Below are 13905 nucleotides of genomic sequence, written 5' to 3'. Positions count from 1 at the left end.
TCGGCGCGAACATGGCACGGAGGGCGGCCCGGAGGCCAGAGCGGGACCGCCCGGAACGGTGTCAGTCGGGCGCGTCGGGCGACGGGGTGAAATCCTCGGGGTCGTCCAGGCTGGTGGGCGTGCGGAAATCGCGGACCAGGGCCTCGGGCCAGGCGCGGCCGTATTCGGTGACGATCAGGATCACCATCGACCCGCGCAGAACGTCCTGCGCCGCCCTGTCCAGCGCCAGGGCCAGGGTGTCGACTTCGGCGGCTGTCATCTTTCGGCGCGGATTGTAATAGGCGGCGACCATGTAGCTGCGGCCCAGCTTGCTGACGGACATGTCGACCAGCCGCCCGCCATCCGCGACCAGCAGGGGCCGCAGGGCGCGGCGGACCAGCGCGACCTCGGCCGGGCCTGCGGTGACGCCGGCCAGTTCCTTCAGCCCCGCGCGGAAGTCGAAGACATAGCGGCCGACGACGGCCGCACAGAGGACCAGCACGATGATCGAGTCGCCCACCGGGGCCACGGGCGCCAGGATCCCGTTCCGGAACACGTGCACCACTGCCAGGCCCATACCTGCGGCGGCGGTCAGGATTCCGTCGAAGGCGGCGCCGTTGGCTTCCATCCTCAGGATTTCGCTGCGCCGGCCGCCGGCGATCCAGGACTTGCGGTGGGAATACCAGAGCGCGAGGCAAGTCGCACCGATGACGACGAAGTAGACGACAACGATGCCGAAAACCAGTTCCTCGGGCGGGTGGCCGCGGAGATAGGACCAGATGTTGGACAACGCCGAGGCCATGGCGAAAAGCATCAGCCCCAGAAGCGAAAGCGCGCGGAAGGTGGTGAAGATCGCCTCGTCCGCGGCATAGCCGAAGGGGCGCAGACGGTCGGGCCCGTCCTCGGCCCGGGCCGAGATGCGGCGCCCGGCGATGGCGGCGGTGAAGCCGATGGTCGAGAACAGGCCGTCGACCAGGATCGCGTTGGAATGGGAAAGGATCGCGCACAGGACGCCGGTCACACCCATGAAGAGATTGCCCCACATCGCAAGGACAAGCGCACGGCGCTCGATCCGCGGGCCGTCGGCAGTGTCAGTCATGGGGGAATCCTTCGGCGCTGCGTCACTGGTCCCGGCAGGATAGACCGGACGGGGCCACAACGCGAAGGGACTTCGGGCCGCGGCCCGAACGCGAAGCCGCCGTCAAGCGGCTTGCGAAGTGCATTTCGAATGCTCTTGCCAGGGCCCGTTCAAAGGGCCCTGGACCCGGCAAAAGCTCAGCCGCGGCGCCGACGTCCGCCGCCGCCCCGCCCGCCGCGGCGTCCCTCTCCGGCCTCGCCCGGGGGCTTGTTGAAGGCGATCCAGTTGGCACCGTGGGGATCGTGGTTCGACAGGAAATTGGCGGCGCGGATCGCCTCCATTTCCTTGCCCGGGCGCGACTGGGTCGATCCCATGCCGAAGACGGTCACGAAGGTTTCGTCGTCGATCCCTTCCGGGACCGAGATCCCCAACGCTTCCAGCTCTGCTTTCTTTTCGGCGATCTTGGCCTGTGTGACCGGCAGCGCCACCGGGTTCATGATGGCAGAGGTCATGCCCGCACCCATCGCCATCGGCAGGAAGGCATTGTTGATCCCGTGCCGGTTCGGCAGTCCGAACGAGATGTTGGACGCCCCGCAGGTCGTGTTCACGCCCAGTTCCTCGCGCAGGCGCCGGACCAGGGTGAAGACCTGCACACCGGCAGTGCCCATGGCACCCACCGGCATCACCAGCGGATCGACCACGATGTCATGGGCCGGAATGCCGTAATCCGCGGCCCGTTCCACGATCCGCTTGGCGACGGCAAAGCGCACGTCCGGATCTTCGGAAATGCCGGTGTCGTCGTTCGAAATCGCCACCACCGGCACGTTGTACTTCTTGACCAGCGGCAGGACGAATTCCATCCGTTCCTCCTCGCCCGTGACGGAATTCACCAGGGGCCGGCCCTCGCAGATCTCCAGCCCCGCCTCCAGCGCCCCGGGAACCGAGCTGTCGATGCAAAGCGGCACGTCCACCAGCCCCTGCACCAGCTCGACGATCTTGCGCATCAGTGGCGGTTCGGTCTCGTTCGGGTTGGGGTTCGAATTGTAGACGACGCCCGCGTTGATATCGAGCACGGTGGCCCCGGCCGCGACCTGGGCCAGCGCGTCCTTCTCGACGGTCGAGAAATCGCCGGCCTCCAGCTCGGCCGCCAGTTTCTTGCGGCCGGTCGGATTGATCCGCTCGCCGATCACGCAGAAGGGTTGATCGAAGCCGATGATGGCGGTCTTGGATTTGCTTTCCAGCACGGTGCGGGTCATGTCAGCCCTTTCAGGGTCGTCTTTCGAGAGTTCCGTTGAACCGGCGGGCCACCCCGCGCCCGACAGCGCGCGGGACCTGCACCGACTGTGGTCAGCCGTTGACCGGTTTCGCCGCCGCACCACCGTTTTCGGTGGCCCAGGTGGCATTGGTCTTGATACCGCCCAGCGGGAAGAAATGCACCCGTTCGATATTGAAGTCGGGGTTCGCGGCCTTGTGGGCGGCCAGTTTCGCGATCACCTCGGTGGGTTCATAGGGCAGCATCAGCTTGGTCACGTCCATGGCGCGCTTCTGCAGGACCTTCAGCGACGGACCGACACCGCAGGCGATGGCGAACTTGATCAGCGTCTGCAGCTTGGCGGGGCCCGCGATGCCTATATGGATCGGGATGGTGATGCCGGCGGCCTTCAGCGCATCCGCCCATTCGATGATCGGCTCTGCCTCGAAGGCGAACTGGGTGGCGATGGCCATTTCGGCGTCGGTGCGTTCGGAAAAGCCCTGTTTCCATTGCAGCGCCGCGTCGACGTTGCGGCGGCCGCCGTCGGGGTCGATGTCGCGGTTGCCTTCCGGGTGACCGGCCACGTGCAGACGCTTGAAGCCCGCCTTGTCGAAGAGCCCCGTTTCCATCAGTTGCATGGAGCTGTCGAACTCGCCCACCGGGTCGGCCACGCCGCCCGCCAGCAAGAGACCCTGTTCCACCCCGGCCTCGCCCTGATAGCGGGCCAGCCAGTCGGCCAGCGTCGCCTTGTCGGCGATGATCCGGGCCGGGAAATGCGGCATGACGGAAAAGCCCTCGGCCGAGATCCGGCGCGCGGTGGCGACCATGTCCTCGATCGGGGTGCCGGCGATATGGGCGATGTAGACCCGGGTGCCGGCTGGCAGGATGTCGGCGAAGCTCTCCACCTTCTCGGCGGTGCGGGGCATCACCTCGATGGAATAGCCCTGCAGGAAGCGTTCGACGTCCGGATTGCCGGGAATGCCCGGTTCATTGCCTGCGTCGCGCCGCTTGAAGTTCAGAAGGGCCATTGCCGTCTCCCATAACCGGTGCGGGCCCTTGCCCGCGCTGTCACCCGGGCTCACGCCCATCCGCCATTGTCGATCAGGGTCCGGATCCGTTCGGGACCGTATTCCGCGTCCAGTCGTGCGGCTGCCGCTTCTGCCACCTCGGCCGGGTCGCCCTCTGCCGCGGGACCGGGCGCCTTGCGCCAGTCGGCCAGATAGGCATCGGTATCCCGCGCCCCTGCCTTCATCGCGGCCCGGTCGATGGCCTGCTCGAACCGTTCCGGCAGCACCTTCTTGGTGCCCCGGCGGCCCTTGCCGACGATGACCTGGGCGGGGATGTCGCGCCAGTAGACGATGGTGACTTCGGGCATGACCGATTCCCTCTTTGCGGCCTGACCTGAGTTTTCAGGTCTATGCCAATCCGAATCCGACCTGCGGGCTGTTTTCGACATTCCGCAGATGCGCAGCGACCCTAGACGCGACAGGGCGAAACCGCCACCGCCCCCGTGCACCTGGCTGTTCCTGAAATGCTCGTGGAGTTCGTGATGCAGATCGTCGGGCCGGGGCGCGGCCAGTCCGACCGGGGCATCTTTCCACAAGGTTGCCCGACGTCGCGCCCGGCGCCCGCCCCCATCTCCCTTGCGGGCGGCCGGCTTTCCGCCTAGCTTGAGAGTTAACTCGATATTCCGGAGGGCGTGGTCATGGCGCCCAGGCGTCCAAGCGGCGCGGGTCTGCTCCCCAAGGTGGTCGAGCAGCCGGCGCCCGCTCCGCCAGATCCGGCCGAACTCTATGCGGCCCTGGATCTGGGAACGAACAGCTGTCGGATGCTGATTGCCCAGCCCAAGGGCAGCGGCTTTCACGTCGTCGACAGTTTCAGCAAGTCGGTCCAGTTGGGGGCCGGGCTTGAACATACCGGCCGCCTGTCGCGGTCGTCGATGGCGCGCACCATCCAGGCTTTGCGGATCTGCCAGCAGAAGCTGAAGCGAAACCGCGTCCGCCGCATGCGGCTGGTCGCGACCGAGGCTTGCCGGCGCGCCCGCAACGCCCGCGACTTCATCGCCCAGGTCCGGCGCGAGACCGGCCTGAACCTGGAGATCATCGAACCCGAGGAAGAGGCCCGGCTGGCCGTCATCTCCTGTGCCCCGCTGGTGTCGACCAAGACCGATCATCTGCTGGTCGTCGATATCGGCGGCGGATCGACCGAACTGGTGTGGATCGACATCACTTCGGTCCCCCACCGGGACCGGCCCCGGGCGATCATGCGGCTGCACGCCGGGTTCCACCCGCCGGAAAGCCCGTTCCCGGCAGCGAAGGTGGTCGACTGGATTTCCGTGCCGCTGGGGGTTGCCACGCTGCGCGACCAGTTCCAGGACGTGCAGGACGATGCTGCCCGTTTCGCGCTGATGAGCTGGTTCTTCGAAGAGAACCTGGCCACCTTCTCTCCCTACCGGCGGGACCATGCGCGGGAACGGTTCCAGATCGTCGGCACTTCGGGCACCGTCACCACCGTTGCGGCGTCGCATCTGGGCCTTTCGCGATACGACCGGACCAAGGTGGACGGGCTGCGGATGACGTCGGACCAGATCGACCGGGTGATCCGGGGCTACCTCGACATGGGGCCCCAGGGGCGGCGGTCGGATCCCAGGATCGGCGAGGACCGTCATGCGCTGATCATGTCGGGATCGGCGATCCTGCAGGCGCTGCTGCGGATCTGGCCCACGGACCGCCTGTCCGTTGCGGATCGCGGTCTGCGGGAAGGACTGCTTTATGCGCAGATGAGCGCAGACGGGGTACTGGAGGACGGACCCTTCTGAGGGTTGCGCCTTCGTTAAAGGTTTTCGGGGGCCCTGCCCCCGCCGCGCCTTTGGCGCGACTCCCCCGAGGTATTTGAAGACCAAAGAAGTCGGGGGCGCCGATCCGGATTGGTGGAAGGGTGGCCCTTGGTCTGCGCTTTGGGCATTGAAATGGACCGGCAATTCGCGCTATGGCGTCCGTCGCGGGCGATTAGCTCAGTTGGTAGAGCGCTTCGTTTACACCGAAGATGTCGGCGGTTCGAGCCCGTCATCGCCCACCATATTTTTCAATGCCTTACGGAAAAAGTGCGAAGTGCGCGGCAGTTCATTGAACCTGGCTGTCGCCTTCGCGCGTCCGCGTCCCATCCAGCGCGTTCGCCTGCGGTTCCCAGATGTCCCAGGCTGAACTGGCAGAGGCAGTCGGAATCGGGGGCAACGACAACACGCGGAAGAATCGGGGCTTCGAAATCGAGATCGGCAAAGTGCGACAGCAGGTTTCAGCGTTCAGCCCTCGCTCGGCTAAGTTACGGGTTCGGCAACGGCTGCATGTTTCGAGATGATGTCCTGCACCTCGGCTGGTTGGAACGCGACATCCCAAGCCCAGCGTTCGAAACCACCTGCTGAATTGATCGCATGCACCCATTCATTCAGCGCGTCCCGCTTGGCCTTGTTCTGAGGGCTGTCGGTGCCCTTGATTCAAGCGCTAGGATCGTACCCCCGGCAAGGCGCACCAGGAAGTCCGGGAGGTAACGACGCCGCGACGCCGCCCACATGTAGTAGATCTGGAAACCGAGATGATCGTTCTTGGCATAGGCACGAACGTCTGCGCGCTGTTCGAAAACGTTGGTGGCGTGGCCCTCCCAGGCGGAATCTCCCACCACATGGCTGATATGCGACTTGATCGTGGGGAAGCACGGCTTGGTCGTGTACCAGGTGCGCATCTGGCCGGTTGCACCGATCGGGTTTTCCCCGTCGTGTACCGGCGTCAGGGATTCCCTGTTCTGCTGGGTGACATTGCGCAACACGTGCTGAACCACGAGATCGATGTTCAGCGCGATGAGGATACGCCGCCGAAGAGGATCGGAGTGAAACAGCGACGGGATCTCGAGGCGATCAGAAGTCAGGAAGGTTTCGACGAAGCCGACCGCTGGCACAAGCGGACGTTGGGCGCAAGATGCTTTGACGTCCGCAGGATCTCGTTGCACGCTCGGGCTCCTGCCTTATGCATGCCGAGCCTCATCGTCAGGAAACCCGATGCATGGCGAAGCGACTGTGTGCCGCTTCGCCGTTGGTTTCATTCGACGCGTTCGATCTCGCCGATACGCCAGCTCTTGTCAAAGAACGGTTCGAGCGGACTGTAGAGGCGGAGCGCAATGAACCAGCCCTTGTCCGGGACTGTCTGGATCCAGTTGCCCCGGCCGACCCCCTCGGGTTGGGTCGGAGAGAACCAGATCGTGGTCGTACCGTCTGCACTCGCCTCCGCCGCGGGCGTCGGATAGCTCTGGCTGCCCGCACGTGGGTAACGCTGGGGTGTGTCGAGCATCGAACGGGTCTGGTTGTCATAGACCGTCAGTGACCAGAAATTCGCCTCCGGGATGCCCTTCGGCAGCGTGACCTTGTAGGTCTTCGACCCGTCGAAGTATGCCTTGTCCGCGTCGCGCGCCGCTATGAGGTACTGCGAGCCGACCCCAGTCAGCCGCATCGCCATCGCCGGCGTGATCCCGGTGATGCCGTAGAAGAAGGCCGTGCGCGCGTCCATCTGCCGGTAACCGGTCGGCGGGAACGGTTTGGCGCCGTCCTGCGTGATCTCGGGGATCGGCGTCTCGAACTCGTAGCCACTTTCGAACAGCATGTTGAACCAGGACGAGTCCGGATAATAGAACCAGTCGGGGTCCCGCGGGTTCATCAGAAGGTTGCGCGAGGCGGCGTTCGCCACCGCGACCGCGTCAGTCATGATCCCTTTCAGGCGCTCGTCCGGCGCGAACGGCTTGCCCTTCACGATGCCGAGGGACGCAAGAGGCCCCATCAGCTCGACATCAAGTGAAGTTGCGGGTTCCTCCTGCACGACCTGGTTCAGAAGCTCGAAATAGCTGTAATCGCTCGGCGGGAGCGTGTTCATCACCTTGCCGGTGCCCTCGTGAAAGACCGTCTCCGGCGGCTCGGTGATCTTGCCCAGATGCGCGTCGCCGGTGAGGAATTCCGCGATCGAGGTGCCGTACCCGCCCGGGACATAGGGATAGACCCTGGTATGCGCCTTGATCACGTCGACCGAAGGCTTCGGATCGCTTCCGTCCTTGAGAAAAGAGCGGCCGAACCAAAGGATGCCGGTCGTCTTCGCATGGGCGGTGAAGTAGCCTCCTTCGGGCAATGCGCCGTCATAGCCGGGCGGGACGATAAGGTACTTGCCGCCAACACCGCGGTCGGGCCCCGGGGCGCCCATATCGGTCACCCAGTGAAACCAGGCGTCCTGCACGATGCCAAGGAAGCCGGGCGGAGATTCGAGCACGACCGGGCCGTCGGTGAGGTCGATCCAGCCCATGACATAGATTGTATCGGCGTTCGGGGTCAGGAACAGCGACTTCGAATCCATCAACTCAGAGAAGACCATGACCTCGTTCTTCCTGACGCCCATGTCTTCCATGCCGCGGCGCAGCGCGCGGATGCTGACGCCGCGCATCGTGTCGAGATAGGCGCGGTAGGCGAATGTGAAGTCGTGCTGATCATAGAGCGCCTGCGCCGTCGCTTCTGTCGGCACGCCGTCCCTGAACTCGAACGTACCGTGGGAGGTCTTTACCACGTCAGGTGTCGTCACCGCCTTCGGTATGTCGGCCCAGCCCGCGCTGGCGCATGCCGCAAGGACGAGGCCGCTCAAAAGAGGTCGCCGGATCATCGTTGGTCTCCTGGTTGGATGCACGAACGCCCGCTGCGCCCACATCGGCATTGATGCTACACCCCTCGGGACAGCCGTTCTGCCCATCTTACGCCACATCTCAACCTTGATTGCCGCCTCGCTCTGCGGCCTTCCGGTAGGTGCGTGGCGAACTTCCGGTCCAGCGTGCGAAGGCACGGGCAAAGCTGCTGGGGGTGCTGTAGCCGACGCGACCTGCGATCTCCTGCACGTCAAGCTCGGTCTTGCGCAGCAGCACGCAGGCGGCGTCCATCCGGCTCTCCAGAACCAGCCCGCGCAGGCTGATGCCCTGACACGCCAGGTGACGCTGCAGCGTCCGTGTGCTGGTGCCGAGGCGGTTCGCAAGGTCTTCGACGGTTACCGGGCCTGTCAGCACAAGATCCCGCGCCAGGGCCCGGACCCGTGCGGGATCGATGGAAAGACCTTTGTCATCAAGGATCATGTGGCTAAACCTGTCGGAAGACTCGTAGCATGGCAAAAATTGACGGCCCAATCCGCCCTTTTCGCGCCAACAGGAGTGATGAGATGGCAGAAGTCGCAATCGTCCGTGCCGCGCATTTGCAGGTGTACATCGACGAACTCAGGGAAATCGGCGTGCCGGTGGAAAAGGCATGGGCCCGGTCGCGTCTCCCTGGAAAGGCGCTGGAGGAACCGGATACCTATGTGAGTTTCGCGCATTGCCTTGAGTGGCTAGGCAGTTGCAGTCGCGATGTCGAACTCATGGAATTCGGGTTCCGGTCCGCAAGGCGCGAATCTCTGGCGTCCCTCGGCGCGCCTGTTCATCGCGCGATCCTCGCCGCGCCCACCGGGATAGCGCGTCTTCAGGCACTCACCCGATACGCCGCACTTGAGGACAACGTTCTGTCCCTCCGAATGCAGGCCGAGGGGGATCGGATACGGGTGATCAGCACCATGGCAGGGTTCACCGCCGATCCATCCATCGCAATTGGTGAATGGATCGACCTCCATGCCCTGATCTCGATTATCCGAAGCGTGGCAGGTCCACGCTGGTGTCCGAAAGAGATGACATTCGTTTCCCGCCATCGCCTGCCGCCCGCGGTACAGGAGGCATTTCCGAACACGCATTTCCGGATGGGGCAGCCCTGTACGTCCATCCTTGTCGATGGCGATGTCCTTGCCAGGCGCGGTGTGTCATGTGGCGGTGATGTGGCTGCCCGGTCAGTCCTGGCGGCCGATACCCTTCCGGAAGAGGACCCGTTCCGCTGGAACACGGTCGCGGCACTCAGGGCGGTCATCCGGCCCTATCTGGCTGACGGTTATCCCTCCCTGCCACAGATGGCAGAGACCTTCCGAATGAGCGAACGAACCCTGCAGCGCCGGATCCGCGAATGTGGCCAGAGCTATTCAGAGATTGTGCAGGACGCCAGGTTCGATCTCGCGCGTGAGATGCTTGTCGATCGATCGGTCAGGATCATCGACATCGCGATGGCAGTGGGATACGAAAACCCGCAGCATTTCGCCCGCGCATTCCGCCGGCATTCCGGGGTTTCGCCCACGCTTTTCCGAAAGTCACTTCCCGCAACCGGATGATCCCGTGTTTGGAGCCCATCGCCTGTGTCTCTGAAGGCGACCTCTCCGGTCTCGGTAACTCCGCGGACATGAAAGATGTTCTTGGCCAGGTCGAGGCCGACAGTGATAACTTGCATGGGTTGGCTCCTCTCGATCGCAGATTCTGACACCTGCAGTATGGCGCATTGCGACGCCGGGAGCGGGAGCCATCCGCCCCATGCGCAAAGGGCCGTGTCCGCCGGGCAGACCGTCTCACCAGGGCGAGTCGGCCGCCGCGCCGCCGCATGGCCGCTTCGAGCCCTTACTACCATTTGTTTGACGCGCGATCTTCCCGGCGATAGCTAGTATTCCATGGAAAACACGATCATCACCGCAATGAATTGGTGGCTGGCCTCCTGACAGGGTGGCCGGATGACCAAACGCATTCCGAGGCCGCCGCATGGGTGGCCTTTTGTTTTCCGAGCTTCCCGATGCGCCGCCTCTCGTTTCAGGGGAAGACGCAAATGAACAGACCAACCATTCTGACCGGCGACCGCACAACGGGGCCGCTTCACATCGGGCATTATGCAGGCTCGCTTGCAAACAGGCTGCGCTATCAGGACAGCCATGAACAATTCCTGTTGCTGGCGGATACTCAGGCCCTAACCGACAATGCTCATGATCCGGAGAAGGTGCGGCGCAGCGTGATCGAGGTCGCACTGGATTATCTTGCCGTGGGCATTGATCCCGCGCGCACGACCATCTGTCTGCAATCGCACCTGCCGGCGCTGGCCGAATTGTCGATGCTCTACCTGAACTTTGTCACGGTCGCGCGGCTGGAACGGAATCCGACGATCAAAGACGAGATCCGTGCGCGCGGGTTCGGGCGCGATATTCCCGCCGGATTTCTGTGCTACCCGGCGGCGCAGGCGGCGGATATCACGGCCTTCAGGGCGACCATCGTGCCGGTCGGCGAGGATCAGGCCCCGCTGATCGAGCAAACGAACGAGATCGTGCGGCGCATCAACGCAACAGCAGGCAGCACCGTGCTGCCCGAGGCGCGGGCGATCATCCCAAAGGCGGGCCGGTTGCCCGGTATCGACGGCAAGGCCAAGATGTCGAAATCCGGCGGCAACGCCATCGCTTTGTCCGCGTCGTCGGAGCAAATCCGAAGCGCTGTTAGGGCGATGTTCACCGATCCGAACCACCTTCGCGTTGAAGACCCGGGCTGCATTGAGGGCAATGTCGTCTTCACCTACCTTGACGCCTTCGATCAGAACCAGGACGAGCTTGCCGAGCTCAAGGCACATTATCAGCGCGGCGGGCTTGGCGATGGCAAGATCAAGGCGCGTCTGGAAGCGATCCTTCAGGAGTTCATAGCCCCAATTCGCCAGCGTAGGGCACAGCTCGCCGAAGACCGAGGCTACATTCTTGAGGTAATCAAAGAAGGCACGGCACGGGCGCGCGAGCGCACTGAGGCAACAAAGCGGGATGTGTTGAGCGCCTTGGGTCTTTTCCAGTTGTAGATGAGCAGGGGCTGGCGAGCCGCATAAAGGTCCGTTTCGTCCCGCACTGTGGACCTCGTGCCCTTGGACCATGCTGCGCGGTCCTGTGAAAGTCCGGTTTGGAGAAGCTGCGCAGCGGCGTTGGTGGTCCAGGCGAACGTCTGGTCAGGGCCGGTCACGACGTAGCGGCTGAGAGCCCTTAATTGCCATTCCGGCGATAATACGTAGCCGCAGTACGTGTTAGGCCTGATGTTGCTAAACGCGCCAGGTGTTCAGTGCCGGCATTTGGTGGATCGGATCAATGATGAATCTGTCTGGCTATGATGTCCAGATTTTGCAGATGTCTTCGTAGGGCGTGAGCCCGCTGAGCGTCTTGAACCTGCGGCCGAAGTTTTAGACAGCGATGACGTCCGCGACGTGGGTGCGGAGTTGGTCGTGGCTTTCATAGTGGAAACGCTTGACGGTGGCCTTCTTGATCGTTCGGTTCATCCGCTCAGCCGAGGCGCAGCAATTGTTCCAACAGGTGGTCGGTTTTGATCTCTTCACCGCTCAACGCCATCGCCACGAGCTCAGCCCCGATCACCGGCAGGGCGAGCACCGCATCGGGCTTTACCCTGCGCATCCGGTCCATGTTATGGGCGTCATTGACAGCCAGAAGTGTCTTGAGATCGGGGTTGGCGTCCTTGGCTGCAAGGGACACAAAAGCATTGTCGGAATCGCTGTCTTGCAGTGCGAGCACCGCGCGCGCCTGCTTGACTCCGGCGCTTTCGAGCACCTCCATGTCGGTCGCGTCTCCGACGATGAGCTCCTCGGGCGCCTCGGCCCCAGCCGGCGGAGCAGCACTCCAGATCGCGGTGACCTGAATGCCACGGTTTTCAAGCGACTTGATGACATTGCGGGCCAGCGGATTATTTCCCGCCACGATGATATGGTTCGAGCGTTTCATCCGCCTTCTCCTCGGTTGCAGCAGGTTTATCATCCGGCTGTGAATCACCGGCCCCGCGATGGTGGTGAGCGAGGTGGCAAAGACTACCAGCCCCAGCACGATCAGCGAGGCAGTGAACAGCCGAGCATCAGGCGTCTTGGGTGTGATGTCGCCATAGCCGACCGTCGACATGGTGACGACGGTGAAATAGAGCGCGTCGCTGAAATTGCCGATTGCAGGCGTGAAGCCTTTGCCCAGGACATAGCCGCCAAGCACGCCATAGCCCATGGTCAGCAGCACGCCCACCAGCGCGAACAGGGTGCCGATGGCAAGGCTCGCGCGGTGAAAGCGGCTTCGTGCCGCCATAAGCGAGACCAGCAGGATCAGGCCGTAGCCGATCAGCACCTTGCTCCCCGTCGACGGTACCGCGATTTGCAGCGCAAGCGACGCCGCAGTCATCAGCACTGTCAGCACCCACGCCAGACGCGAGCGCCACAAAAGCCCGACCGACAGCAGGATCAACAGGCCGCCAACGAGCTCCTGCGACACGCCGCGGATCGCCAATGTCTTGAAACCATCCGAGATCCCGCTGAGATCACGCGCGGGCACCGGGATGATCGCGATCAGCTTCTGGAGCGAGCCGAAAACCGGCAACAGCTGCAAGAGCCCCGCCAGCCCGATCGCCATAGCCAGAGGCACCTGCGGGAACCAGTCGCTCAGGCGCAACGTCTGCGCAAGCCGGGCCTGGGCGATCCGCAATTCGGTCAGTGTGCGCAGGCGCAGGCGCCGTTTTCCGGCGGCGGGGCGTTCCGTCTCGCTCATGTGCGCTCGTCCATCGTCATTCCATCCGTCCGAAGCCCCAAGGCCCGCCGCACCTGTTCTTAATCGCGACACAGCGGGCGCTAGTGTGACCCGGTTCACTGAACAAGGTCCGCAAGCGGACGACAAGAGCTAGCGCTCCATATGGCAATATGTTGAATCGACATTCCTCAAGTGGCGCTTGGTCCCGCAATGCCGACCTTGGTATTCCAGACCATGCTGCACGGTGCCATGAAGGTCCTGTGTGGATGGCTCCTGCATAGCAAGCGGGAAATGACTTTAATTCACCCATTCAGAAGCGGTCGTGTGTCCGGCCTGTTCGCGCGGCATTTCGGCCGCTGGCCCTGATGGCTTCCGCGTCCCGGGTCCCTGTCAGGTATGCGGGCGATTACGCCCCGGACTTTCGGCGGGGTCTCCCGGGATTGCGGCTGTGGGTGTCTCCATCATATCGTCGGTCTTGCTATTCTATGTGCCGGGCTTGCCGCATCAGGCAGGTCGCGGCGACCAGGCCTCTTCCCGTGTCAGGACGGCCCAGATGATCCTGGCCGTCTTGTTGGCCATAGCGATGGTTGCCAGTCGGAAGGGCTTTCTCTCCAGCAGTTGTCTCAGCCACGGGTCCCCCTTGTCCGGTCGGACCTTCACCTGGATGGCGCGGGAGGTCATACCGACCACGAGGAGTTTTCGGAGGTACTGATCCCCCATCTTCGTGATCCTGCCCAGCCTCTCCTTGCCGCCGCTGGAATTGTTCCTTGGTGTCAGCCCCAGCCATGCAGCAAACTCACGTCCGTTGCGGAACTGACGGCCGCTGCCGATGGTCGCGACGATCGCCGAGGCCGTGACCGGTCCGACGCCTGGAATGGTCTGCAGCAGCTTCATCCGATGGTCCGCCCGCGCCACGGCCTGCAGCCGCAGATCATGCCAACGCACGAGATAGTCGGTCGACAGGAGCTGCCGGCACAGGACGCGGATGACGTCCTGCCCGATCTCGGGGATGTCCGGCGCAGACCCGCCCAGGACATCCCTAGCAAAGCCCGTCGCCTTCTCCAGGCCTTGCGGCAGGGTGATCCCGAACTCCGCCAGCAGTCCGCGGAGCATATTCCCCAGCTGTGTCCTCTGCCGCACGACGAGCTCAC

General features: G+C 63.7%; 11 protein-coding genes, 1 tRNA gene and 2 pseudogenes. 4 read left to right on the top strand and 10 right to left on the bottom strand.

Translation table 11 applies throughout. The features are described from left to right. Positions 1 to 61 precede the first annotated feature (61 nt). The 4 genes from FQK05_RS00070 to FQK05_RS00055 all read right to left on the bottom strand — a co-directional run bounded on the left by FQK05_RS00070 (position 62) and on the right by FQK05_RS00055 (position 3684). Positions 62 to 1078, bottom strand: a complete 1017-nt coding sequence (locus tag FQK05_RS00070) for a cation transporter (RefSeq protein WP_158963416.1) — start codon at positions 1076 to 1078, stop codon at positions 62 to 64. A gap of 176 nt (positions 1079 to 1254) precedes the next feature. Then, positions 1255 to 2313 carry a methyltetrahydrofolate cobalamin methyltransferase gene (locus FQK05_RS00065; protein WP_158963414.1) on the bottom strand — a complete coding sequence of 353 codons (1059 nt, stop codon included), beginning with the start codon at positions 2311 to 2313 and terminating at the stop codon, positions 1255 to 1257. A gap of 91 nt (positions 2314 to 2404) precedes the next feature. Then, positions 2405 to 3337, bottom strand: a complete 933-nt coding sequence (locus tag FQK05_RS00060; protein ID WP_158963412.1) for a methylenetetrahydrofolate reductase — start codon at positions 3335 to 3337, stop codon at positions 2405 to 2407. Positions 3338 to 3387: 50 nt separating this feature from the next. Beyond that, positions 3388 to 3684 (bottom strand): virulence factor, encoded by a 297-nt coding sequence (locus FQK05_RS00055; RefSeq protein ID WP_158963411.1) that lies wholly within the window; start codon positions 3682 to 3684, stop codon positions 3388 to 3390. 330 nt (positions 3685 to 4014) lie between these two features. Here FQK05_RS00055 and FQK05_RS00050 point away from each other — a divergent pair, with 330 nt between their 5' ends. Both FQK05_RS00050 and FQK05_RS00045 read left to right on the top strand, forming a co-directional pair. Beyond that, positions 4015 to 5127 (top strand): Ppx/GppA phosphatase family protein, encoded by a 1113-nt coding sequence (locus tag FQK05_RS00050; RefSeq protein WP_158963410.1) that lies wholly within the window; start codon positions 4015 to 4017, stop codon positions 5125 to 5127. A 184-nt stretch (positions 5128 to 5311) separates the two neighbouring features. Next, a tRNA-Val gene (locus FQK05_RS00045) sits at positions 5312 to 5387 on the top strand. A 238-nt stretch (positions 5388 to 5625) separates the two neighbouring features. On the opposite strand, the pseudogene FQK05_RS00040 reads toward FQK05_RS00045, so the two are convergent. The 3 genes and pseudogenes from FQK05_RS00040 to FQK05_RS00030 all read right to left on the bottom strand — a co-directional run. Beyond that, a pseudogene (locus tag FQK05_RS00040) lies at positions 5626 to 6251 on the bottom strand (restriction endonuclease); the annotation flags it as partial. 149 nt (positions 6252 to 6400) lie between these two features. Continuing rightward, the gene (locus FQK05_RS00035) at positions 6401 to 8047 is read right to left on the bottom strand and encodes a DUF1254 domain-containing protein (protein ID WP_233270289.1); all 1647 of its coding nucleotides are present in this window, start codon (positions 8045 to 8047) and stop codon (positions 6401 to 6403) included. Positions 8048 to 8096: 49 nt separating this feature from the next. Next, positions 8097 to 8456, bottom strand: coding sequence for a helix-turn-helix domain-containing protein (locus tag FQK05_RS00030; RefSeq protein WP_158963409.1), 360 nt, complete (start codon positions 8454 to 8456; stop codon positions 8097 to 8099). 83 nt (positions 8457 to 8539) lie between these two features. On the opposite strand from FQK05_RS00030, the gene FQK05_RS00025 reads away from it, so the two are divergent. Together FQK05_RS00025 and trpS are read left to right on the top strand one after the other, a co-directional pair. Then, positions 8540 to 9565, top strand: coding sequence for a helix-turn-helix transcriptional regulator (locus tag FQK05_RS00025; RefSeq protein ID WP_233270288.1), 1026 nt, complete (start codon positions 8540 to 8542; stop codon positions 9563 to 9565). 482 nt (positions 9566 to 10047) lie between these two features. After that, positions 10048 to 11049 (top strand): tryptophan--tRNA ligase, encoded by a 1002-nt coding sequence (trpS, locus tag FQK05_RS00020; protein ID WP_158963407.1) that lies wholly within the window; start codon positions 10048 to 10050, stop codon positions 11047 to 11049. Positions 11050 to 11346: 297 nt separating this feature from the next. On the opposite strand, the pseudogene FQK05_RS00015 reads toward trpS, so the two are convergent. The 3 genes and pseudogenes from FQK05_RS00015 to FQK05_RS00005 form a co-directional block, all read right to left on the bottom strand. Beyond that, a pseudogene (locus FQK05_RS00015) lies at positions 11347 to 11547 on the bottom strand (IS481 family transposase); the annotation flags it as partial. Further along, positions 11522 to 12319: an NAD-binding protein gene (locus FQK05_RS25945; protein ID WP_325063851.1), complete on the bottom strand. Its 798-nt coding sequence runs from the start codon at positions 12317 to 12319 to the stop codon at positions 11522 to 11524. The pseudogene FQK05_RS00015 and the gene FQK05_RS25945, both read right to left, overlap by 26 nt. A gap of 939 nt (positions 12320 to 13258) precedes the next feature. Beyond that, positions 13259 to 13905, bottom strand: a 647-nt coding sequence (locus tag FQK05_RS00005) for an IS110 family RNA-guided transposase (protein ID WP_158963406.1), incomplete at its 5' end; no start/stop codon positions are given.

This window comes from Chachezhania sediminis, assembly GCF_009765275.1.
Lineage (GTDB): Bacteria > Pseudomonadota > Alphaproteobacteria > Rhodobacterales > Rhodobacteraceae > Chachezhania > Chachezhania sediminis.
Note: the sequence above shows the minus strand (reverse complement) of the source record. Positions and strands in the feature narration are given on the sequence as shown.